The sequence below is a fragment of the Bradyrhizobium sp. 521_C7_N1_3 genome, assembly GCF_052075975.1.
In the GTDB taxonomy this organism is placed as follows: Bacteria; Pseudomonadota; Alphaproteobacteria; order Rhizobiales; family Xanthobacteraceae; genus Bradyrhizobium; species Bradyrhizobium japonicum.
On record NZ_CP197232.1, the window covers coordinates 2415279 to 2437947 of the forward strand.

The 22669-nt window shown below is 61.6% G+C and carries 18 protein-coding genes, 1 tRNA gene and 3 pseudogenes; 10 read left to right on the plus strand and 12 right to left on the minus strand.

The window, feature by feature from the left end:
* Nucleotides 1–25: 25 nt before the first annotated feature.
* Nucleotides 26–544: a hypothetical protein gene (locus tag AB7008_RS10860; protein ID WP_011084963.1), complete on the minus strand. Its 519-nt coding sequence runs from the start codon at nucleotides 542–544 to the stop codon at nucleotides 26–28.
* On the opposite strand from AB7008_RS10860, the pseudogene mmsA reads away from it, so the two are divergent.
* Nucleotides 486–1487 (plus strand): annotated as a pseudogene (gene mmsA / locus AB7008_RS10865) (CoA-acylating methylmalonate-semialdehyde dehydrogenase); the annotation flags it as partial. The gene AB7008_RS10860 and the pseudogene mmsA overlap by 59 nt on opposite strands.
* A 507-nt stretch (nucleotides 1488–1994) precedes the next feature.
* On the opposite strand, the gene AB7008_RS10870 reads toward mmsA, so the two are convergent.
* Nucleotides 1995–3989 carry a hybrid sensor histidine kinase/response regulator gene (locus AB7008_RS10870; protein ID WP_038937192.1) on the minus strand — a complete coding sequence of 665 codons (1995 nt, stop codon included), beginning with the start codon at nucleotides 3987–3989 and terminating at the stop codon, nucleotides 1995–1997.
* Between the two features lie 210 nt (nucleotides 3990–4199).
* On the opposite strand from AB7008_RS10870, the gene AB7008_RS10875 reads away from it, so the two are divergent.
* Both AB7008_RS10875 and AB7008_RS10880 read left to right on the plus strand, forming a co-directional pair.
* Nucleotides 4200–5720 (plus strand): ATPase domain-containing protein, encoded by a 1521-nt coding sequence (locus AB7008_RS10875; protein ID WP_018646982.1) that lies wholly within the window; start codon nucleotides 4200–4202, stop codon nucleotides 5718–5720.
* A pseudogene (locus AB7008_RS10880) lies at nucleotides 5707–7388 on the plus strand (ATP-binding protein). The gene AB7008_RS10875 and the pseudogene AB7008_RS10880 overlap by 14 nt, the downstream one beginning before the upstream one ends.
* A gap of 427 nt (nucleotides 7389–7815) precedes the next feature.
* On the opposite strand, the gene AB7008_RS10885 reads toward AB7008_RS10880, so the two are convergent.
* Nucleotides 7816–8049 (minus strand): hypothetical protein, encoded by a 234-nt coding sequence (locus tag AB7008_RS10885; protein ID WP_014497706.1) that lies wholly within the window; start codon nucleotides 8047–8049, stop codon nucleotides 7816–7818.
* A gap of 369 nt (nucleotides 8050–8418) precedes the next feature.
* Between AB7008_RS10885 and AB7008_RS10890 the strand changes: the two genes are divergently transcribed.
* The gene (locus AB7008_RS10890; RefSeq protein WP_014497705.1) at nucleotides 8419–9615 is read left to right on the plus strand and encodes a sensor histidine kinase; all 1197 of its coding nucleotides are present in this window, start codon (nucleotides 8419–8421) and stop codon (nucleotides 9613–9615) included.
* A gap of 179 nt (nucleotides 9616–9794) precedes the next feature.
* Nucleotides 9795–9997: pseudogene (locus tag AB7008_RS10895) on the plus strand (transposase); the annotation flags it as partial.
* Between the two features lie 582 nt (nucleotides 9998–10579).
* On the opposite strand, the gene AB7008_RS10900 reads toward AB7008_RS10895, so the two are convergent.
* The 8 genes from AB7008_RS10900 to AB7008_RS10935 form a co-directional block, all read right to left on the minus strand.
* Nucleotides 10580–10876: a DCL family protein gene (locus tag AB7008_RS10900; protein WP_011084973.1), complete on the minus strand. Its 297-nt coding sequence runs from the start codon at nucleotides 10874–10876 to the stop codon at nucleotides 10580–10582.
* A gap of 18 nt (nucleotides 10877–10894) precedes the next feature.
* A complete protein-coding gene (locus AB7008_RS10905; protein ID WP_232208686.1) occupies nucleotides 10895–11146 on the minus strand; it encodes a hypothetical protein in 252 nt (83 codons plus the stop codon).
* A 227-nt stretch (nucleotides 11147–11373) separates the two neighbouring features.
* Nucleotides 11374–12372, minus strand: a complete 999-nt coding sequence (locus tag AB7008_RS10910) for a DEAD/DEAH box helicase (protein WP_014497703.1) — start codon at nucleotides 12370–12372, stop codon at nucleotides 11374–11376.
* 51 nt (nucleotides 12373–12423) lie between these two features.
* Nucleotides 12424–12804: a hypothetical protein gene (locus AB7008_RS10915; protein WP_011084976.1), complete on the minus strand. Its 381-nt coding sequence runs from the start codon at nucleotides 12802–12804 to the stop codon at nucleotides 12424–12426.
* The gene (locus AB7008_RS10920; protein ID WP_244429201.1) at nucleotides 12801–13679 is read right to left on the minus strand and encodes a HamA C-terminal domain-containing protein; all 879 of its coding nucleotides are present in this window, start codon (nucleotides 13677–13679) and stop codon (nucleotides 12801–12803) included. The genes AB7008_RS10915 and AB7008_RS10920 overlap by 4 nt, the downstream gene beginning before the upstream one ends.
* A 454-nt stretch (nucleotides 13680–14133) precedes the next feature.
* Nucleotides 14134–14208 (minus strand) — tRNA-Val (locus tag AB7008_RS10925).
* 157 nt (nucleotides 14209–14365) lie between these two features.
* Entirely contained in the window at nucleotides 14366–15664 is a 1299-nt protein-coding gene (locus AB7008_RS10930) for a hypothetical protein (protein ID WP_441258796.1), read from the minus strand.
* A gap of 119 nt (nucleotides 15665–15783) precedes the next feature.
* On the minus strand, nucleotides 15784–16389 hold the full coding sequence (locus tag AB7008_RS10935; RefSeq protein ID WP_028160243.1) for a DUF1134 domain-containing protein: 606 nt from the start codon (nucleotides 16387–16389) through the stop codon (nucleotides 15784–15786).
* A 139-nt stretch (nucleotides 16390–16528) separates the two neighbouring features.
* Here AB7008_RS10935 and AB7008_RS10940 point away from each other — a divergent pair, with 139 nt between their 5' ends.
* Nucleotides 16529–17014 (plus strand): YHS domain-containing (seleno)protein, encoded by a 486-nt coding sequence (locus AB7008_RS10940; RefSeq protein ID WP_304492817.1) that lies wholly within the window; start codon nucleotides 16529–16531, stop codon nucleotides 17012–17014.
* 8 nt (nucleotides 17015–17022) lie between these two features.
* Here the strand turns inward: AB7008_RS10940 and AB7008_RS10945 are convergent, their stop codons facing one another.
* On the minus strand, nucleotides 17023–17853 hold the full coding sequence (locus AB7008_RS10945; protein WP_248881486.1) for a 3'(2'),5'-bisphosphate nucleotidase CysQ family protein: 831 nt from the start codon (nucleotides 17851–17853) through the stop codon (nucleotides 17023–17025).
* Nucleotides 17854–18023: 170 nt separating this feature from the next.
* Here AB7008_RS10945 and chpT point away from each other — a divergent pair, with 170 nt between their 5' ends.
* The 4 genes from chpT (at nucleotide 18024) to AB7008_RS10965 (ending at nucleotide 22600) form a co-directional block, all read left to right on the plus strand.
* The gene (gene chpT / locus AB7008_RS10950; protein ID WP_028160240.1) at nucleotides 18024–18677 is read left to right on the plus strand and encodes a histidine phosphotransferase ChpT; all 654 of its coding nucleotides are present in this window, start codon (nucleotides 18024–18026) and stop codon (nucleotides 18675–18677) included.
* 195 nt (nucleotides 18678–18872) lie between these two features.
* A complete protein-coding gene (locus AB7008_RS10955; RefSeq protein ID WP_441258797.1) occupies nucleotides 18873–21662 on the plus strand; it encodes a hybrid sensor histidine kinase/response regulator in 2790 nt (929 codons plus the stop codon).
* Between the two features lie 27 nt (nucleotides 21663–21689).
* On the plus strand, nucleotides 21690–22160 hold the full coding sequence (locus AB7008_RS10960) for a chemotaxis protein CheW (protein WP_028158900.1): 471 nt from the start codon (nucleotides 21690–21692) through the stop codon (nucleotides 22158–22160).
* Between the two features lie 74 nt (nucleotides 22161–22234).
* Nucleotides 22235–22600, plus strand: coding sequence for a response regulator (locus tag AB7008_RS10965; protein ID WP_007600538.1), 366 nt, complete (start codon nucleotides 22235–22237; stop codon nucleotides 22598–22600).
* Nucleotides 22601–22669 lie beyond the last annotated feature (69 nt).

A 22669-nucleotide genomic window follows, 5' to 3' on the forward strand; every position in this document is an offset into this window, starting at 1 on the left:
CCGTTCTCCAGATTGCCGGCGCTCGTTACGAGATGACCAGGCCGCTGGCCGGATCGATCAGCACCACGCGATTGAGGTCGATGGCGAGGTTGATCCGCTCGCCATGGCTGCTGACGTCATGAGCCTGCAACTCCGCGACCGCATCGACGCCGCCGATCTTGATGGTGGTGAATGTACGGGTCCCCGTCGGCTGAATGAGGTCGACGACGGCCGAATAGGAGACCACCCCGTCGCGCGGAGGTCCGCCGCCAGCCCGGCTGAAGTGCTGGGGTCGAATGCCCACCAGAACTTCTTGGCCATCCGCACCTGTCCGCAATTTGGCTCTTGCATTCGGAAGCGTCAGCGCACCGCCGGACTGAAACACAACTGCGGCGCAGCCGCCGCTTGTCTTGAGGGTCGCCGGGACGAGGTTGATCGACGGAGACCCGAGGAAGCCGGCCACAAAGCCCGTACGAGGCTGCTCGAACAGTTCAAGCGGAGCCCCCTGCGGAAACACCTTCATCCTGAAGCCGTCGGAACGTGATCCATCCGCTTCGCTAATCATGGCGGAATGGCTGAAGGAAGCCGGCCTGCCGGATGGCGTCTTCAACGTGGTGCAGGGTGATAAGGAAGCCGTCGACGCGCTACTGCATCATCCGAACGTCTCGGCGGTCAGCTTCGTAGGGTCCACGCCCATTGCGCAGTACATCTATTCGACCGCCGCGAATACCGGAAAACGCTGTCAGGCTCTCGGCGGCGCCAAGAACCACATGATCGTGATGCCCGATGCCGACATGGATCAGGCGGTTGATGCACTGATGGGTGCCGCTTACGGCTCCGCCGGCGAACGCTGCATGGCGATTTCTGTTGCCGTACCGGTCGGCGAGGGGACCGCGGACAAGCTGATCTCAGCCTTGGAGCCGAAGGTTCGAGGCCTGAAGGTCGGGCCGGGTACCGATCCCGAGGCCGAGATGGGTCCTATCGTCACGAAGCAGCATCTGGACAAGGTCCCAAGCTACATCGATGCGGGCGTTGCGGACGGCGCGAAGTTGCTCGTCGACGGACGCAAATTCAAAATGCAGGGCTACGAAGACGGCTTCTTCCTGGGCGGGACTTTGTTCGATCACGTCAAGCCGAGCATGAAGATCTACAAGGAGGAGATCTTCGGGCCAGTGCTCTCGGTCGTGCGAGCACCGGATTATGCGACGGCCGCGCGGCTGATCAATGAGCACGAGTTCGGCAACGGGACATCGATCTTCACACGTGACGGCGATGCTGCTCGTGAATTTGCTCACCAGATCAAGGTCGGCATGGTCGGCATCAACGTTCCGATTCCGGTGCCGATGGCCTTCCACTCCTTCGGTGGATGGAAAGCGTCGATCTTCGGCGATCATCACATGCATGGACCGGAAGGCGTCCGCTTCAACACGCGAATGAAGACAGTGACAAGCCGCTGGCCAACCGGAATACGGGCCGGTGCCGAATTCGTCATGCCGACCATGTCATGACGGCTGCCGGATACTGCTTTTGTCTGTTCTCCCAGACTGCGAGGGCCATCGGCCCTCGTTCTTTTCATAGGTCATTCTAACGGCCTCTGTCTTAGAGAAATGCTCGAGCATGCCGCAGACAGTTGTGTTCGGCCGTAGCTCGAATGGCGGGTTTTGGCGCCCAAGAAACTTAAAAATGCTTTATCTTTCATTTGGGATTGACTGACACTCTCTCCGTCATTGGCGCGATTTTGTACGCCTCCGCATTTCGACTGAGGTCGACCGCGGGCGCCGAAAAAGTTGGGGTGCGGCCACGCATACTCGGGCCACAGCGACATACGCCTTGCGGCGGCCGATCTTGTCCGAAAGACTGACGAACACGACATACAGAGGCACGGTGATGATAGTGGCGCCGATAAGCATGTAGTTCGCCGTCAGATTCTCGACGCGGAGCACTTTGGCCAACAAGAAGAGCGAATAGAATTGACCTGTGTACCGGATCACGGCCTGCGCTGGCGCGAATTCAATTCAGTATTGGTCAAGCCGGTCTAACATTTCGCGCACACGAAAAGCGAGTTTTGCCTGAGAGATCGGCTTCTCTAATAGCTCGACGCCCTCATCAAGGCGCCCTTGGTGGACCACGGCATTTCGCGAGTAACCTGTCATGTACAGGATCTTGATGCCTGGGCGGATCTGCTGTGCGCGCCGGCCCATCTCCCGTCCATTGATTCCCGGCATGACGACATCCGTCAGCACAAGATCAACCTTCGGCTCTTCCTGCAGAAGGATGGTCAAGGCAGCCTGGGCGCTGGATGCCACAACCACGCGATAATTTAAATCTCGCAGAAGCTCAGAAACATATGCACGCAGGTCCGTATCATCTTCGACGACGAGTATCGTCTCCAGTTTCTCACCTTCCGGGCGAAACTCGTCTGCATTACCCTCGGCGGGTCGAGCATCTCCATGGTAGCGGGGGAAATACATTCTGATGCTGGTACCTTGGCCGACTTCGCTGTAGATCTTCACGTGCCCACCCGACTGCTTTACGAAACCATAGACTTGGCTAAGTCCGAGGCCTGTCCCTTGCCCGAGCTCTTTCGTGGTAAAAAAAGGCTCGAAAGCATGATTGAGGACGTCCGCGGTCATCCCGGTCCCAGTGTCTGTTACGCAAACGATGACATAATGGCCCGGGGAGAGCTCAGGATTCACTCGGCAATAGTCCTCGTCAGCTAATACGTTCATAGCCTCGACCGTGAGTTTGCCGCCATCCGGCATCGCGTCGCGTGCGTTGATACCGAGATTGATAATGGCAGACTCGAGGTGGTTGGTATCAGCCTCGATCGACCAGAGACCCGCACTTCCGACGGTTTGAACTTCGATGCGTTCACCGAGGGTACGTTGCAGAAACTCCTGCAATCCATTCAGAAAAATATTCAGATTGATAGGCTGCGGATCCAGCGCTTGCCGACGGGAGAATGCGAGCAGGCGGCTAGTCAGTGCTGCGGCACGCTGCGCGCCCCGCTTGGCATTGGCGAGTGCCCGCTGAAGATTCGTGCTGTTAGTCAGGCCGCGGCTGTTCCGCTCCGCGGTCTCAAGGTTGCCAAGCACGATCATCAGGAGATTATTGAAGTCGTGCGCGATCCCGCCGCTGAGCTGGCCTACCGCTTCGAGCTTCTGAGAGGCGGCTAACTGCTGCTGAGTGCGCTGGAGTTCGTCCTGGGCCTGCTTTCGCTCGGTTACGTCACGCGTTACTTTTGCAAACCCAACCAATTCGCCGGCCTCGTCGGTGATGCGATCGATGACAACTGACGCCCAAAAGCGACTGCTGTCCTTTCGCACTCGCCAACCTTCAGCCTCGAAGCGTCCCAATTTGGCCGCTTCGGCGAGCGCCCGTTTCGGTACGCCAGTTTGAATATCTTCAGGCGTGTAGAAGCGACTGAAGTGCTGACCGATAATTTCATCCGGATCGTAGCCTTTGATGCGCTGTGCACCCGGATTCCAGGTGGTTATATTGCCGGCAGGATCCAGCTGAAAAATCGCATAATCGACAACAGCCTCGATCAATCGACGGTATCGTCGCTCGCTCTCCAGCAGATCGTTGTGGGCCTGCTGACGTTCTGTGATGTCGCGCGTGACCTTTGCAAAGCCGATCACCTGACCTTGCTCGTCGCGGATCGCATCCACGACGACTAACGCCCAAAAGCGGGTCCCGTCTTTGCGGACGCGCCACCCTTCGGAACTGAACCGGCCGGTCTCTGCCGCAATTTTCAACGCTGTTTGGGGAAGCTCTTTCGCGCGATCCTCGGGCGGATAAAACAATGAGAAGGACTTGCCGATGATCTCGTCCGCTGAGTAGCCCTTCAATCGCTCGGCACCGGAGTTCCAACTGCGCACGGTGCCATCTACATCGATCATGTAGATGGCGTAGTCCACGATGGAGTCGATGAGCAGTTGAAGCGGCCGCGCGTCGGCGACCCCGTCGAGCTTTGTTTGCAGTGTTTTCAACGCGTGGAGCGCTCCCAAACAGGTTCAACGTATTTGGATGCGGGATTGTTCCGTACACCGTGGCATTGTGCCCCTGTCGCCGTGGCCGGCCGAGCAATGCTTAAGACCACAGGATCGCAAGTGGTGAGTATCGCCGTCGAGGCTCCGGCTTGGCCGGGGAACCCTGCCCGGGAGCAGAAGTTTCCATAAATCAAAGGCGGCTCCGCCTGCGGCGAAACGGGGGTTGATATGGATGAGGAAAAGCGGTTGCTCGACGGCTGTGAGCTCCCGAGGATTTCCACCGGAAATTTTGGTCTAGATGACATTCTCGGAGGCGGCTTTGATCCCGAGAGAATGTATCTGTTTGAAGGCCAACCCGGTTCAGGCAAGACAACCCTCGCTCTGGAATTTTTGCTGGAAGGAGTTCGCGTCGGCGAACCGACCCTCTACATCACGCTATCGGAGACTGAGCAAGAATTGCGTCTGGTCGCAAAGCGTCATGGGTGGTCGCTCAACGGCATTACAATCTTTGAATTGATCCCGCCTGAGACCACGCTGGATCCGAGCCAGGAACTCACGGTGCTGCATCCGGCCGAGATGGAGCTTAGCGAAACCACGCAGATGATCTTTGACCGGGTCGAGGCACTGGCGCCGGCGCGAATTGTACTCGATAGCCTGTCGGAGCTTCGCCTGCTGGCACAAAGCCCCCTTAGATACCGCCGTCAGATCCTCGCGTTGAAACACTTCTTTTCAGGTCGCAAGTCCACTGTGGTTTTGCTTGATGACCTTTCATCACAGCAGAACGATCTGCAATTGCATTCGATCGCCCATGGCGTTGTGCTTCTTGAACAGTTGGCAATCGATTACGGCGCGCAGCGGCGACGCCTTCGTGTCGTGAAGATGCGTGGTATCGAATTCAAGGGGGGATTTCACGACTTCACCATCCGGCATGGTGGTCTCATGGTTTACCCCCGACTTGTCGCAGCAGAACATCATAAGGAATTCGACAGCGACGTCGTCTTGAGCGGCAATCCGGAACTGGACACTCTTCTGGGCGGTGGCCTTGAGCGCGGAACGAATGTGCTCCTCATCGGTGCAGCGGGCGTTGGAAAATCATCGCTGGCGCTTACCTATGCGATCGCAGCCGCAGCCCGAAACGAACGCTCCGTGATTTTTGCCTTCGACGAAGGACGCGGCACTGTGAGTGCGCGAGCGAAGACGTTGGGACTTCCACTTCAAGACGGGCTCGATAAAGGCTTGATCGATTTTCAGCAAATCGACCCTGCTGAAATGGCGCCAGGCGAGTTTGCCGACGCGGTGCGGAGCAGCGTAGAACGTGCTGACGCGCGGGTAGTGATAATCGACAGCCTCAATGGCTATCTCAATGCGATGCCGGATGAGCGCTTTTTGATTCTTCAGATGCACGAGCTGCTGAGCTATCTCAGTCATCGCGGCGCCCTGACCATCCTCGTGCTGGCTCAGCATGGCCTCGTCGGACCGATGGATACGCCGCTGGACATTAGTTATCTCGCCGATGGCGTGCTGATGCTGCGTTATTTCGAGTTTGATGGCAGCGTGCGGCGCGCACTGTCCGTCGTGAAAAAGCGAAGCGGCAATCACGAACATACGATCCGAGAATTCAAACTGAGCCACCAAGGCATCACCGTCGGACCCCCGCTAAAGGGTTTCAGTGGCATTTTCGGCGGTACGCCGGTGTACAAGGGGGAGGAGGCACCTTTGATGCCTCGGGACACCGATGGTCCGGCCTGAAACGCCAAAAGGCGTGGTTTTGGTCCTGATGCCCATTGGACGGGACGCGGCAACTGTTGCCAAGTTGATCGAAAGGGCAGGCTTACGTCCCGTGGTCTGCAACACGCTTCAGGAAGTGATAGAGAATCTCGAGTGGGTCATCGAAGTCGTGGTTGTGGCGGAGGAGGCGCTCTACGGCAATAATGCCCGCGTTCTGGAGGACTGGGTGGGCCGTCAGCCACCGTGGTCCGATCAACCCTTTGTCGTACTGACCAACCGCAATGAAGGTGGCAAGTTTGCCGCGTTCAGGCGGGAGTTGGTCATTCGCCTGCGTAACGTGGGCTTTCTCGAGCGCCCCTTTAGGCCATCACGCTTCAGGCCACGGTACTTTCCGCAGAGCGCGCTCGAAGACGACAGTATCAAACTCGTGCGTACCTTGAGGCGCAGCGCGGCGCCTCTGCCGAACTGGAGCGTTTGGTTGCGGAGAGAACGGCTGACCTTGAGCGGGCGAACAGTCAACTCCGGGAAGAAATTGCGGGTCGCGAGCGGGCCCAGGCAGCGTTGCTGCAGGCACAGAAAATCGAGGCGTTGGGCCAACTTGTCGGCGGGGTCGCGCACGATTTCAATAACCTGCTTATGGCTGTCATCGGCAACCTCGACCTGCTTTCGAAAAAACTAGGTGAAGATGCTCGACTTCACAGGCTCCTGGATGGCGCCATGGAGGGCGCCCGCCGTGGCGCCACTCTAACACAAAGGCTACTCGCTTTTGCGCGCAAGCAGGAACTGAAGGCGCAAGCTACAGACGTCCGAAGTCTTGTGGAAGACATGATAGGCCTCATAGATCGTTCGGTGGGTCCGATGGTTCGGATCGAGCTTCACGCCGAAGACAATATGCCGGTCGTCGACGTCGACCCGAACCAGCTCGAAATGGCTCTGCTCAATCTCGCCGTGAATGCCCGGGACGCTATGATTACTGGCGGCGTCCTCACGATCGGGCTGTCCGAGCAAATTGTCGACATCGACGATCAGCTTGGTGTCCAACCAGGCCGATACGTGGTGCTCTCGGTGCGAGATACTGGAGAAGGAATGGACGCACAAACGCTGGCCCGGGCCGTAGAACCTTTCTTCTCAACGAAGGGAGTCGGCAAGGGCACGGGTTTGGGTTTGTCCATGGTGTTCGGCCTGGCGCAACAATCCGGAGGTGCCCTGCGGCTCGAAAGCACCCCCTCAAGCGGGACAACCGCCAGACTTTGGCTTCCCGTTGCCAGTGAAACGTCGCCGCCTTCCGGACGCGCGCCGAACATCGTTACCCAAGCCTCGGCGCCAGCGAAGATTCTTTTTGTAGACGACGATCTTCTGATCGCCGGCAGTACTGTCGATCTGCTGGAAGACCTGGGACATCAGGTGATTGAAGCGCATTCCGCCATTGAGGCGTTGCGGCTTCTTGAAAGTGGCTTAGCTGCTGATCTTTTAATAACCGACCACGCGATGCCAGGAATGACAGGAATCGAATTGGCCCGAGAAGTGCGCCGCCAATATCCTCGACTTCCGATCTTGCTTGCGACGGGGTTCGCTGAACTGGAAGGAAGCGAAGTGGTAGACGTCGCACGTCTCGCGAAACCTTACACGCAAGCTCAACTTGCGACGGAGATCGCGCACCTCCTGCCGAATGGAAGGGATGGCTTCTAATGCCGCTCAGCGGCAGCGTGCACCTGCCGGGTAGACGGATTTCGAGCCGTCCCTTCAGGTGGTTTGTGCGCGCGCCGTAGAAAAGCGGCGCTGCGGCCTTCCGCCGGGCGTCCCCCATTCGATGACGAGTGGGGGTAGTGCCTGAAACGCCGGGCCGTTATACGCGTTCGCTCAGGCCGCCTTGGACTCGATCTGGTGCACGTTGGCCTGCGCCGCGCCATTGATGGCGATGCGCAACGGCGGCGGCGTGAACTATGTTTTTTGGGGCCCGGCGCGCGGCGAAGTTCAGCTTGTGCTTCTGCTTCTCCCAACGGGCGTTGCTTACGAGCGCCCTCCAATGCGGCCCGCTCGGCCTCGATAGCCTAGTCGAACTAGCCCAGCGAGGCTTGATTGGTTCTTCAGCTTTCTCGCCCATGAGACCGGCTCGCTAGTCTGCGGGCGGGATCGGCGGGGCCGCGTTAAGAAGCTGCGATATCGCGGTTACGATCTGAGCAGGGGCAAAGGGCTTTGCAAGCAGTAGGCTGTTTGGGACGCCCTCGGACGCCCATTCCTCCCCGTGAGTGCCGGTCATGTAGATGATGGGCATCGTCGGATCGATCTCCCGGGCAGAGCGACCGACCTTCCATCCATCGAGCTTTCCCAGCAGGTTGATGTCGGTCACGACCGCCCGGAATTTGGATTCGTCGTCCTGCCTGCAAAAGAGTAATGGCTTCCTCGCCAGACGCCGTCAGGGTGGACGCAAAGCCGCCGTCTGAAAGAGCTTCTTCGACCATAGCCCGAATAAGCTGGTCGTCCTCGACGACCAGAATCTTAACCGCATCGGTCAAAGCCAATCTCCCCCTGGCTGCCTCGTCGCAGTCGCGCGGCAGGGTAAGACGTGGTGGAACAGTAAGTTCCATAATTGAGATCCTACTAGGGTATTTTCCAGCAAGGCCGCGCCAAGCACTAGACGCTAGGAAAGAGGTTAGGCGCGTAACTTATCATGCTACAAGCCGAAGGCGGGCCAGCCAGGGTTCGAAGGGACGAGTTCATGCCAACCCTCACGGGGACAGAATCCGTGACGTCTCCCGTCGCATCGACCGGGGCAACCAGACAGGAACTTCCGTACCGGTTGAGGCAACAGTCCTTGCTGGGCGAGTTCGGCCGAACCGCGCTGCAGACCCGCGACATCGGCCAGATACTCCAACGAGCGACGCAGCTCTGTGCCCAGGGTCTCGAAACACCTTTTGCCAAGGTCCTGGAGTACATGCCGGAGGAAAAACGGTTGCTGGTGAGCGCAGGCGTCGGATGGGCGCCGGAGACGATCGGCCAGATATCCCTGGGCGTCGATCTGGAGTCTCCCGCCGGCTACGCGTTCCATACCGGCCAAATCGTCATTTCCAACCACCTGCAGGAAGAAACCCGCTTTCGAACGCCGAAACTACTGTCGGAGCACGGCATCAAGCGCGCCATCAACGTTCTCATCGCGCGGGGCGGCGAAGGTCATCTACCGTTTGGTGTTCTGGAAGTCGACAGCGCTGACTCGGGTCAGTTCGATCTCGCGGATGCTGATTTCCTTGCCGGCTTTGCGGGCCTGCTCGGCATCGCCATTGAGCGGCAGCATGCCGACGCCGAGCTCCAAAAAGCCCTCGAGCACCAAGCCATGTTGACTCGAGAGATGAGCCACCGTGTCAAGAACAGCCTGGCGTCGGTGGTAGGCCTGCTCCGCGTCCAGTCCCGCAGCGCACAGTCCGAGGAAGTTCAAAACGCGCTCAAGGACGCCGCTTCCCGCATCACGACGATCGCCCAGGTTCACGACCACCTGTGGCGCAGCACCAGGATCGGGTTTGTCGATATTGCGGACTTCGCGGGCGAGCTTTGCAGGAAGCTGCAAGAAACGCTCGCCTACAAGATTGACTGTAAGTTCGACCACCTGATGATTCCGGCGGACAAGGCAATTCCGCTTGGCCTCCTGATCAATGAGCTTGTCACGAACGCGGCGAAGCACGCCTACTCCGACAAGTCCGGCGAAATCCAGGTGGCGGGCGCGGGGCGCGGAGCCGATTTGCATGTCGTGGTAGCGGATCAGGGCGTGGGACTGCCGGCGGATTTCGATATGGACCAGCCGCGAGCGAGCCTGGGCTTCAAGGTGATCAAGAGCCTGCTTGCCCAACTCAATGGACGCATCGCGGTCTCATCAAACGAGCCAAAGGGCACAACAATCCAACTTGATGTGCCGCTCGATTAGAGGAAGTTCCGTCCATCCTACATCCCGGACCTGTCATGGCTTCACGAACTGATAGGCGAAGCGATCGGTCTCGCCCTTGATCGAGGGATCGAACACCTTCATCGAGTGCGGATCGTCCTTGTTCGCGAGCATTGTGCTTTCCGCGTCCAGTACGAAGCCGGCCGCCTCCACCTCCTCGCAGTGAGATTCATGCACTCGTGGATGCCAACGGCCTGCCGGTCCGGCTGGCGCTGACGCCCGACGAGGCTCACGAGAATCGGCTTGCCAGAAAGCGACTATCTTGTCTGAAGCGCGGATCGATGCAGCTTTCTGACGTGGCTACGACGCCGACTGGATTAAGGAGCTCGCCACGAAGAACGGCGCATGGGCCAACGTCCCGCCAACCCGATCTGCTTCGCTCACCGTGCACCAAGATGGTGCACCATGTTTTGCCGGCGCCCCACTGACCCGACAGCAAGCCATGCCCCACCGCTGGCATCAGCCGTTTGATTAGCCATGCCTTGAGCGGCCGCGGATCTGCATCCCCGTGTGAATTGTGAATAAAGTGCGGCAACTTCGGATCCTGCCGCGACGCCTCATCGATTTCGTCGAGATCATCCTCAATATCGTCTTCGTCTGGATCTGGCGCCGGTGTCTCCGGTTTAGGCGAAATTGGCTTGAGTATCTCCCGCGGCGCGTTTCGACAATTTTCTCGGGCGCCTTCATGCCGTCGAGCAGCGGCAACGCCCTATCAGTGTACTTGCTGGCGCTCCTGGAGATCTCGCGGGAAGTCGACCCTCTGCGAAATAGCGGCCGGCAACCTACTCGTTGCGTTGCCACACGCACGCTCGATGTTTCAGCGAGCGCCGTTCTCGTTGCGAAAGGCAGCAATGAAATCGCAACGAATTGGGTGAAACGACCGTGAACAAAACGGGACGAGGACGATCACCACACCAAGAAAGATCAATAACTTAGAATTGCTTAGCTAGGTACCGTAGATACAGGCCCTATGAGAAAACTTTTCGGTCGTTCCGTCAGTACGGTTCAACCAGAAGCATTTCGTACCGAAGTCAGCAGTTCGGACGTTAAAGTGGGTAATTCCGCATCCCTTCTTGGCCTCGGCATCGGGATGGTGCTCCAGTGCCGCTCGTAGAATCACTGTGTCATTGGCGCCAACCCGATCGCCCACGTCGTACCGGTGAAGCATGTCATTCAAATAAGCAACGGCGTCACCTCTTTTGGCGAAGTGCAGTGGGCCGAGGTCGATCGGCTTCGCGGGCATGTGAAACCTCCATTCCAATCAAGCGGTAGAATTGCTGTCCACGTCGTCGAGCGGCAGAAGCCGCTCGCGTAGCTCGCGGACGATGATGACCGGGAAATCCATGGCTTCGAGCTGACCTTCGCGTTCGGTGACCCACGCCACGCATTCCTCCTTACTGAGATCGGTCTTCTCGTACAAGGCAACCGCGCTCATGCGGGAGAGACCGAGTTCCATGAGTGAGAGGAGGGTCCTCGACGAAATACCAAACTCAAGTTGTGTGCCGATGTCCAAGCCGTGATCAATCAGGTCCTCACGGTTGATCTGGCGGAGATTATGTGCAGGACATCCATGTAGGCGGACAGATACTTCGGCGCCTTGAATCGCGCGACTTGCTCGACCAGCTCCATCGTGTTGCGGATCTGCACCGGAAGGCTGTAGGTCCTACCGGTGGTACTCGATGTTCCCGCGGATCATCTCGGCCAACCTCAAGGACTCGGGCGCCTATCTGCTCACCACATTCATGCGGCTCGGGTCCATTTCGGCGGCCAGTCTCTCGAAGCGCCACGATGCCGCGTCGATGGCATATTGCCGAAGTGGAACGCGACCCCGCGTTCAACGAGCGGTGCAAGGCGGAAGTTGGGGCGTACGCCCTTCCGGGCGAGGTCGGCGAGCTGTGCAAGCTCCGGATCGATTGAGCCAGGCTGAGGCAGGAGCTGGCTAACCAGATCGGCGACATCCTCCGACTCTCCGGCGCCGTTCGTGTAGACGAGCGTTCCGCCTCTCTGGCCCGCCGCTGCGGCGATGAAGGCGAGGCGCTTCCTAAGTCCCGCTGGCGTGCTTGCGAGCTGGAGCGTTCCGACTGGAAGTGTCGAACCCTGCTGTCGGACGGTCAGGTTCCAGAGCTTCGGCTTGCGTGGGGTTTGGTTCGCGACGATCAGGTTCTGGAGAACGGTGGGAGCGTCGCTGTCGACGGCGACAGTCTGCACACCGTCGGGCGCGTCCGTTAGCAATGCCTCCGGGTTCTGTGTCGCGGGGCTGATGAATACGACCTTCAGCTTCGAGTTCGCACGGCTAGCCCGCTCTACGGCGTCCTGCAAGATCACGCCGCGTTGGCTGTCCTCGATTTTGTGCGCCTCGTCCACGATAAGCAGGTCAATTGAGAACGCGTCGCCGAGCACGTTGGCGAGAAGGTGCAGCCGCTCCTGCGTGGAGACTAGAATTACTTGCGCGCCTCCAGCGCGCGCCGCTTCGTACTTGTCACGGAGGGGAAGGGACGACACCTCGATGCGCTTGGTCTTGCCGAGAAGACCTTGGAGAGTGGTCTCGATCTCCGAAACTAACACGCGGGTAGGGGCGAGGTAGACTGCGACCCGGGTGTCACCCGCGCTTAGTTGGTCGATCAACCACTGAAGGACGAGAAACGTCTTCCCGGAGGCAGTGGGGGCGGACGCCGAGAGCCAACTTCCTCCGCCCGCATTGGCCAGAAGCGTTGCTGAAAATCGTTCACCTGCAGCCAAGCGCCGCTCGATTCCACCAGGATGGAACGGTCCATCTCGCGACGCTGGGATTCAAGGCGCAGCGCCACACCTAGCCGTCCGGTCGAGACCGGCCGTCAGTAGGTGGCGATCGTTGGCTAGCGTGATGGCCCGGTAATTGGAGAGCTTGCCCAACAGGACAGCGCCCGCGTCCTTGAGTGCTTGATCGTCCGTCAGAGAGATCGCCGCAGTTGCGATCCGGAGCGCGGCCTCCTGGTCGATCCGTTGATCGGACCGCGCCAATATGCTGCCGGCGAGCAGCAGCCTTGGCCAATCGATCGCCACGGCAGAGGGGGCGGCGGGTTCGGGCACTAGGTTGTCAAGTTCGGTGCGCACGGTGAGTCGAATGATCGCATCGAGATCGTCGCGAATTCCTTCCTGAAGAAGCCACGACTGGAGACCGACTAGGCTCATTCCGTCTTAATCCCCATCGCTCTGAGAAATGCGGCGCGGAAGCCGTCGGCCGACGGCAGCGGGATGCAAAACAGCTCGATTTCCATCTGGTCGAGCTTCTCCGACTTGAGCCGCTCGCCGATCCTTTTGCTCCAAACGGTCAGTTCCGCGCGTGAGGCCTCAACGATCTCCTCCGCGATCGCCTTTACGTCATCTTTCGGATAGAACGGCGCGTCGAAGCCCACCAGGGCCACGCCGCAGTATTGGACCCGCTTGGACATCACCGACGACTTGTCAAAATACTTCTTCAGCGCGTCGGTGAGCGTCGCATCACTGAGGTCGGCCTTGTCGCTCAGGAGCACCAGATCGCGTTCCCCGTCGGTTTCCTCGTGTTCTGGTTCAATGAGGAAGGGAGCGAGTGAGGCGAGGCAGTCGCGGATCGCGGCTCCCGCGTCCTTGTAGATTTTGGATTCACCCCAGTAGAGCTTCGGGATGCCTTCCGGCATCACGCCAGCGTACACCCCATCGGCTCCATGGTAGTGTAGGCGCGTGTCTGTCTTGAGATCCATCTTGCACAGAATCTGAGGCAGCTTGAGGAAGCGCTCGGCCAATAAGAACAGCAGCATCTCGCCGCCCTCTCCGGTCTTCGCCAAATCGGTGAACGACCGCTTGGCGCGCTCGACGAGTTCGGCGACCGCCTCGGTGCTATTGTACTTGGCGTCGCGCGCTTTCGCTGCAGCGAGCTTCGAGCGCGGTATCGCATAGTCGACTACGGCGTTCCGCATGAACTCCGCCAGCCGGTGCGGCTGGACGCGGCCGTTTCCATCCACTGTGAGGCAATGACAGTGGATCTTGACCGAATGACCCTCGATGAGGACGTCGCGCTCCACCAACATGAGGTGAACGTCGAGTGCTTCCGGATTCCCTGTCACGCGCGGACGTGAGATCAGTCGCGGTGATGGTCGACAGACGGCCTACCCCCTTGTTCGTACGCCCGTCTGCCCCCAGACGAGTCAACCCATAATTGTAACCACCTAGACCTCCGCAGTCCATGTTCGGCGGGAATTGCCATCGAATCCGCGATGATCGCGAGCGGCGCTTTCATGCGCTGCGGACTAGACCAAAGCCTTCACGCGCGTCGTCGCTGTTGCTCGCAAGTCTAGAGCAGCATCGCATGCTCTTTACGAAAACATGCTCGGCAATAACGCGCCTGCCGTCTGCTCTTGGATGGTTGGCTTCTCGGAAACGACTGACCAAGGTAGGAGCCGATGTGCCCCTATTGTGCCCCCGCTTTTTTGGGGCACATTACAGGGGAAGCCAGCGACTAAATCATTGAATTCAGGTTTGAAATGGTGGGCGCACAAGGGATCGAACCTTGGACCTCTCCCGTGTGAAGGGAACGCTCTCCCGCTGAGCTATGCGCCCGGGACCATCATGCCGACGGCCGGACTTTCGGCCGGCCGGCACATCAGAGCCCGCGATTTAGAAGTGCGGGCCAAAGGTGTCAAGTTTCCAGGCGCCTCGAGGCCGGAAAACCTTTCGTCAATCACGCAATCGCAGGCGAAACCGTGGTTTGGGCCGCTTATGCGCCCTGCTGGCGGGCGCGGGAGGCGTGGGCCTGGAGCGCGCGGATGCGCTCGGCGAGCGTTCCGCCGCCCTCGGGCAGGGTGATTGCGGCCGCGCCATTGCCGGCGGCGTCGTTGGCCGGGCGCGGCGCCGGTTTCGGGGGCTGGCCGGCCTCGGCCGCCAGCAGGGCCTCGATCGGCGAGTTCGGGCCTTCGAGCTGCATCGCGAGCTTCGCGACCTCGGCGGCGATGTCGTTGATGCGTTCGCGCAGCAGCGCATTCTCCATGCGCTCGGTCGCCCAGGAACTCTCCGCCTGCTGCTGGATCGCGTTGATGTCGCGCTGGAGCTTGGCGCGCTCGTCGCGCGCGGTGCGCAGCTGCTCCTCCAGTGTGGTCTTTTCAGCGCGGAGCGATTCGAACGCCGCCGACGACTTGCCGCCGCTTAAGCCCGCGATCTCGACGCGCAGCTCCTTGATGATGCGATCATTGCCCTCGTTGGCCTGACGTAGTTGGTTGTTCTCGTAGTCGCGCTCGGCGAGCAGCTTGCCCTGCGTGGCGAGGCGGCCTTCGAGATCGGCGACGCGGCTCGACAGCATCTCGGCCTCCTTGACCTGCACGATCAGCTGGCGATCGAGCTCGGTGACGCGCTGGCTCAGATTCTCGACACGGCCGCGCGCATCGCCGAGCTCGCGTGAGGCGGTCTCGGATTCGGTCCGTTCCTGCGTCAGCCGCGCCTGCGTGGCGGCAAATTCCTTCTCGGCGTCGCCGACGCGATTCTTCAGTTCCTCGATCTGCGCACGCACCACGACCAATTCGACCTGACGGCTCTCCGCCATCATCGAGCGGTCGGACAGCTCGGAATTGATTTTTGCGAGCTCGCCCTGCTTGTCGGTCAGCGCGTTCTCGGCGGTGCGCAGGGCGTCGGTCTTGGCGTTGAATTCCTCTTCGGTGGCGCGGAGCTGCTCCTTCACCGCCTTCTCGCGCGCCTCCAGCGCGAAGATCGTGGCGTTCTTCTCGCCGAGCTCGATCTTCATGCGGTTGATGGCGTCGGTCTTCTTGCCGAGCTCGGCGAGCTGGCTCGTGGTCTTGTTCTTGAGCTGGTCGACGCTCATCTCAAGCCGCCGCGCCGACATGGCGAATTCGGCGCGGAGCTGGTCCTTGTCGGCCTGGATCTCGGCCATCGACAGGGGCGTGGCGGCCTCGAGCCGGCGCGTGGTCAGGCGGACCGCGCGGTTATGCACCAGCGGCACGATGGCAAGCCCGCACAGCATCGAGAGCAGGAAGCCGATCGCCAGGTACATGATCGGTTCGACCATGGGGCCAGAACTCCGAAAGCAAGGAAAAATTTACCAAAGACAATGCATGGCGGGCCGGCAAAAAGCCAGCCCCGCCCTGTTGTTAACGTGAATCCGGAATTGGACCGGAGGAGGGAGCCCTAGAAGGGGTTCCAGGTCGCGCGCGGCGTGAACTTGAGGTAGCCGATGTTGGCTCCCAGCCGCAGGCCGAGGCCCGAGCGGATCGGCACCAGCACGATGTTGTTGGCGGTGAGCGCCGTCATGCCGAAGCCGCCGATGATATAGGCTGAGCCGTCGATGCCGGCGAAGCGCTGGTAGATCGCGTTGGTGGCGGGCAGGTTATAGACCAGCGTCATGGTGCGCGCGCCGTCGCCACCCCAGTCGAAGCCGAGCGAGGGGCCCTGCCAATAGACGCGCAGGTCGCCGGCGTTCTTGGTGTAGAGCGTGCCTTCGCCGTAGCGCAGGCCGGCAACGAAGGCGCCGGACCCTTCCTCACCCAGGATATAGCCGTTGGGCAGGCCCCATTGGCTGACGGCCTTCTCGATGATCGAGGCGAGCCCGCGCGAGACGTTGCCGAAGAAACGGTGGCCGGCGGTCACGAGCTCGTCCGGCCCATAGGTGGAGGGCGACGGGTTCCGCTGCGGCGGCGGCAAATTGGGCGGCGGCGCCTGCTGGGCGGAGGCCGGGACGATCCAGCCGACCAGCGCGGCAAGCGCGACCGCAGCAAGGCGTGATGCGAAAGTCATAAAAGAACCCCTGGTATCGAATCCCGCCGCTTCCTTAACCTGACGCCAACAGGCACGGCTCTAGGTTGCGCCGGATGTCCCCTCGACTCGGATGTTATCCGCAGCAACTATGACGGCACAACGGCAGGAAGATAGCCCTTTGCGCCCCGGAATCGCCTTGATCCGCTTTCTGGCCTGCCTGCTGGCTGGCGTTTGGATCGCCGGCGCAGGTTTGCCGGCCGAGGCTGCCACCACCGAGCGGATCGTCGTCAACCGCTTCAGCGGCGTCGCGATCGAGGGTTTCGACCCCGTCGCCTATTTCGTCGATGGCGCGGCCGTGCAGGGGACGGCCGAGTTCGAGGCGAACCTGTGGGGCGCGGTCTGGCGTTTCCGCAACGAGGGCAACCGGGCGTCGTTCCTGGCCCATCCCGAGATCTACGGACCGCAGTTTGGCGGCTACGATCCGGCCGACATTGCCCGCGGCGTGGCCGTCGCCGCCAATCCCCGCTTCTACGTGATTTCGGCGCAGCGGCTCTATCTGTTCAGCCGGGAGGCCAACCGCGATGCCTTCGCCGCCGACCCGGAGCGCTTCCTCTATGAGGTGCGCAAGCGCTGGCCGGCGCTCCAGGATCAGCTTAGTCAATAACTGCTCAGTCAGTAGCAGCCTGCCGCCCGCGGATCACCCCAGGCGATGAACTCCGGGATGATGAAGCCGGTGTCGCCGCGCTGGCCGAATCGGAGCTCGCCACCCTTGCCGTCGGTGACCTTGCCGCCGGCCGCCGTCACGACCGCGCAGCCCGCCCCGACATCCCATTCGCAAGTGGGTCCGAAGCGGGGATAGATGTCGGCGCTGCCCTCCGCGATCCGGCCGAACTTCACCGCCGAGCCGACCGTCTTCCTGACCGCATTGGGCCGGCCGTCGATGAACGCTTCACTCCTGAGGTCGCCATGGGAACGGCTCACCGCCGCGATCCAGGGCTCGCCCTGCGTCGGCAGCGTGCGGGTGCGGACCGGTTCGGCAGCACCGATGTTCACGCCGTCGAACCTGACGCGCTCGGCGCCGCGGCCGACGATGCCGCGCCAGAGCAGGCCGAGCGCGGGCGCGGCTACGATGCCCAGCAACGGCACGCCTTCGGTCACGAGGGCGAGGTTGACCGTGAACTCGTCGCGGCCGGCGACGAACTCCTTGGTGCCGTCGAGCGGGTCGATCAGGAAGAAGCTGTCGCGGAATGGCGGCGAGGCGAGGTGGGTCCGCTCTTCCGACAGCGTCGGCACGTCGGCCGCGAGCTGCGCCAGGCCGTCAGCGATGATGCGGTCGGCGGCGAGATCGGCCTCGGTGACCGGCGAGCCGTCGTGCTTGCCGTCGACCCGCATCGCTGCCCGGTTGACCGCGAGGATCGCTTCGCCCGCCTTCACCACCAGCGCGGTGAGCGGCTCCATCAGGTGGGAGGCGGCCGGGCCGTCGATGATTCGCTTCACCTGCATGCCTCATTCATCGGCAATTCCATCCCTACTCGACTGATTCGCCGCGGCTTTATGGCCGCTTCGAACCGATCGCAAGCTAGCTGCCACGGGCTTGCGAATGTTAGAACCTGCGGCATCGTCAAGCATGCGTGATTCGCCGCGTCCGCGCCGTGCAATTCCAGGAACCCTTTATGTCTGACGCTTCGTCACCCGGTACCGCTACCGCTCCAGATGCGCTCGAACTCGCCGCGCTCCTGTGCTCGCGGGTTTGCCACGATCTCATCAGCCCTGTCGGCGCCATCGTCAATGGGCTCGAAGTGCTCGACGACGATCCCAAGCCGGAGGATCGCGAGTTCGCGCTCGATTTGATCCGTAAGAGCGCGAAAACCGCCTCCGCCCGCCTCCAGTTCTGTCGCCTGGCCTTCGGCGCGGCCGGCTCGTCCGGGGCGCAGATCGACCTCGGCGATGCCCAGACCATGGCGCGCGGCCATATCGAGGACGGCAAGTGCTCGATCACCTGGAATCTGCCGCGGCTCCTGCTGCCGAAGAATCGCGTCAAGCTGCTGCTCAATATGCTGGTTGTTTCCCAGCACACGATCCCGCGCGGCGGCATGCTGACGATCGACCCGATCGGCGAGGGCGAGAGCATGAGCTTTCGCGTCACTGCGACCGGTCATAATGCGCGCCTGCCGCAGAACATCTCCGAGCTCCTGAGCGGGGAGCGCGGCCCGGCCGCGGATGCGCACGCGATCCAGCCTTATTATACGCGGCTGTTGGCAGAGGCTTGCGGGCTCACCGTGAGGCTCGCGCACGAGGGCGAAGCCATCACCGTTACCGCGTCGTAGGCGCGTCCCCGCCCTCAAACGTTAATCTATCCTTTACGAGGCGCTTCGGCTTGTCCGGAGCGCCTTATCTCTTTGTTGGTTCCGTTCTTTTGCACATACTCAACCATTATTAAACGCTTTGCGGTGAAGCTGGCCCCATTCCGAAATGGCGCATCACAAGTTGTGCGCGCCCTCCCTGTATGAAGGCCTGTTTTCATGGATGATCTGTTGCGGGAGTTTTTGACGGAGACCAGCGAGAGCCTGGACACCGTCGACAATCAGCTGGTGAAGTTCGAGCAGGAGCCGAACAACGCCAAGATCCTGGATAACATCTTCCGCCTGGTCCACACCATCAAGGGCACGTGCGGCTTCCTCGGACTGCCGCGGCTTGAAGCGCTGGCGCATGCCGGCGAGACGCTGATGGGCAAATTCCGCGACGGCATGCCGGTGACGGGGCAGGCCGTGACGGTGATCCTGTCCTCGATCGACCGCATCAAGGAGATCCTCGCTGGCCTCGAGGCAACCGAAGCCGAGCCCGAGGGCACCGACCGCGATCTCATCGACAAGCTGGAAGCGATGGTCGAGCAGGGCATGGCCGCAATGGCGGCCGGTGCTACCGCTTCTGTCGCTGAGGCGCCGCCGCTGGTGCCGGAAGCCCCCGCCGAAGCCAAAGCCGCGCCTGCCAAAGAGATGACCACGGGCTCGCTGATCGACCAGACCCTGGAGCGTCCGCTGCGTCCGGGCGAAGTCTCGCTCGACGAGCTCGAGCGTGCCTTCCGCGAGACCGCGATCGAAGCGCCGGCCCCCGTCGTCAAGGCCGAGCCGGCCGCTGAAGCTCCGGCGCCCGCCGCCAAGGAAGCTGCCAAGGAAGCTGCGAAGCCCGCCAAGGAGAAGGCCGCGCCGAAGAAGTCGATGGCCGACGAGGGCGCCGCCGAGGGCGACCGCATCGCCAACCAGTCGATCCGCGTCAACGTGGATACGCTGGAGCATCTGATGACCATGGTCTCCGAGCTGGTCTTGACCCGCAACCAGCTGCTGGAGATCTCCCGCCGCAACGAGGACACCGAGTTCAAGGTGCCGCTGCAGCGCCTGTCCAACGTCACCGCCGAGCTGCAGGAAGGCGTCATGAAGACGCGCATGCAGCCGATCGGCAATGCCTGGCAGAAGCTGCCCCGTATTGTCCGCGATCTCTCGAGCGAACTCGGCAAGCAGATCGAGCTGGAGATGCACGGCGCCGACACCGAGCTCGACCGCCAGGTGCTCGACCTGATCAAGGACCCGCTCACCCACATGGTGCGCAACTCCGCCGACCATGGCCTGGAGACCCCCGCCGAGCGGCTCGCGTCCGGCAAGGGCGAGCAGGGCACCATCCGCCTGTCCGCCTATCACGAGGGCGGCCACATCATCATCTGCATCGCCGACAACGGAAGAGGCCTCAACACCGAGAGGATCAAGGCCAAGGCGATCTCCTCCGGTCTCGTCACCGAGGCCGAGCTCGAGAAGATGAGCGAAGCCCAGATCCACAAGTTCATCTTCGCGCCCGGCTTCTCCACGGCAGCCGCGATCACCTCGGTCTCCGGCCGCGGCGTCGGCATGGACGTGGTGCGCACCAATATCGACCAGATCGGCGGCACCATCGACATCAAGAGCGTCGCCGGCGAAGGCTCCTCCGTCACCATCAAGATCCCGCTGACCTTGGCGATCGTCTCGGCGCTGATCGTCGAGGCCGCCGGCGACCGCTTTGCGATCCCGCAGCTCTCGGTGGTCGAGCTCGTCCGTGCCCGCGCCAACAGCGAGCACCGCATCGAGCGCATCAAGGACACCGCGGTCCTCAGGCTGCGCAACAAGCTCTTGCCGCTGATCCACCTCAAGAAGCTCTTGAAGATCGACGACGGCGCGGCCAGCGATCCCGAGAACGGCTTCATCGTGGTTACGCAAGTCGGCAGCCAGACGTTCGGCATCGTGGTCGACGGCGTCTTCCACACCGAAGAAATCGTGGTCAAGCCGATGTCGACGAAGCTGCGTCACATCGACATGTTCTCCGGCAACACCATTCTGGGCGATGGCGCGGTCATCATGATCATCGACCCCAACGGCATTGCCAAGGCGCTCGGCGCCGCCGGCTCCTCGGCCCATGACATGGGCGACGAGAACGGCGCGCATCACATCGGAAGTGGCGAGCAGACCACCTCGCTGCTGGTGTTCCGCGCCGGCTCCAGCCAGCCCAAGGCGGTCCCGCTCGGGCTCGTCACCCGCCTGGAAGAGCTTCCGGCCGACAAGATCGAGTTCAGCAACGGCCGCTACATGGTGCAGTACCGCGAGCAGCTGATGCCGCTCGTCGCCATGGAGAGCGTCACCATCGCGAGCCAGGGCGCCCAGCCGATCCTGGTGTTCGCCGATGACGGCCGCTCCATGGGCCTCGTCGTCGACGAGATCATCGACATCGTCGAGGAACGGCTCAACATCGAGGTCGGCGGCTCCGCCTCCGGCATCCTCGGCTCGGCCGTGATCAAGGGCCAGGCCACCGAAGTGATCGACGTCGGCCACTTCCTGCCGATGGCGTTCGCCGACTGGTTCACCCGCAAGGAGATGAAGCCGTCGATGCATTCGCAGTCGGTGCTCTTGGTCGACGACTCGGCGTTCTTCCGCAACATGCTGGCCCCGGTGCTGAAGGCGGCCGGCTACCGCGTCCGCACCGCGCCGACCGCGCAGGAGGGCCTGGCTGCGCTGCGTGCGCAGAGCTTCGACGTGGTCCTGACCGACATCGAGATGCCCGACATGAACGGGTTCGAGTTCGCCGAAGTGATCCGCTCCGACACCAATCTGGGCGCGATGCCGATCATCGGCCTGTCCGCGCTGGTGTCGCCGGCGGCGATCGAGCGCGGCCGTCAGGCCGGCTTCCACGACTATGTCGCCAAGTTCGACCGTCCCGGTCTGATCGCGGCGCTGAAGGAACAGACCGCAGGCGCCGCCGGCGCCTCCGAGCTGAGCCGGGCAGCGGCCTAAGAGCGGGATGGATCAGGAGATACGCAGATGAGCAACAAGATGCAGACCAGCGAAGGCGCCATGGTCGAATACGTCACCGCGATGATCGGCGGCCAGCTGTTCGGCCTGCCGATCTCCCGGGTCCAGGACGTGTTCATGCCCGAGCGCGTCACCCGCGTTCCCTTGTCCTCGCGCGAGATCGCGGGCGTGCTGAACCTGCGCGGCCGCATCGTCACCGTGGTCGACATGCGCGCCCGGCTCGGCTTGCCCAAGCCCGAGGACGGCAAGACCCCGATGGCGGTCGGCGTCGACCTGCGCGGTGAATCCTACGGCCTCCTGATCGACCAGATCGGCGAGGTGCTGCGGCTTGCCGAGGACGGCAAGGAAGAGAACCCGGTCAACCTCGATCCCCGCATGGCCAAGCTCGCCGGCGGCGTCCACCGCCTCGACGGCCAGCTCATGGTCGTCCTCGACGTCGATCGCGTCCTCGAACTCGCGCCCGAGATGATGGCGGCCTGATACAGCGGCATCGCCGCCGACGGACTCGCAATTGGAAGTACCCCCACAAGGGGGGGTAGGAAGCAGAGGTTCACATGCGCACTTGTCTCGTCGTTGATGATTCCAGCGTCATCCGCAAGGTTGCGCGCCGGATCCTGGAGGGCCTCGACTTCCAGATTCTCGAAGCCGAGGACGGTGAAAAGGCACTGGAGGCCTGCAAGCGCGGGTTGCCCGATGCGGTGCTGCTCGACTGGAACATGCCGGTCATGGACGGCTACGAATTCCTTGGCCATCTCCGGCGGATGCCCGGCGGCGACCAGCCCAAGGTGGTGTTCTGCACCACCGAGAACGACGTCGCGCACATCGCCCGTGCGTTGCACGCCGGCGCCAACGAATACATCATGAAGCCCTTCGACAAGGACATCGTGACGGCGAAATTCCAGGAAGTCGGACTTATCTGAGCGAACATCCGGAGGCTGAACGGATCCTTCGGCGATTGTTTCAACTGAACCGTTTCAGTCTGAGTTGGT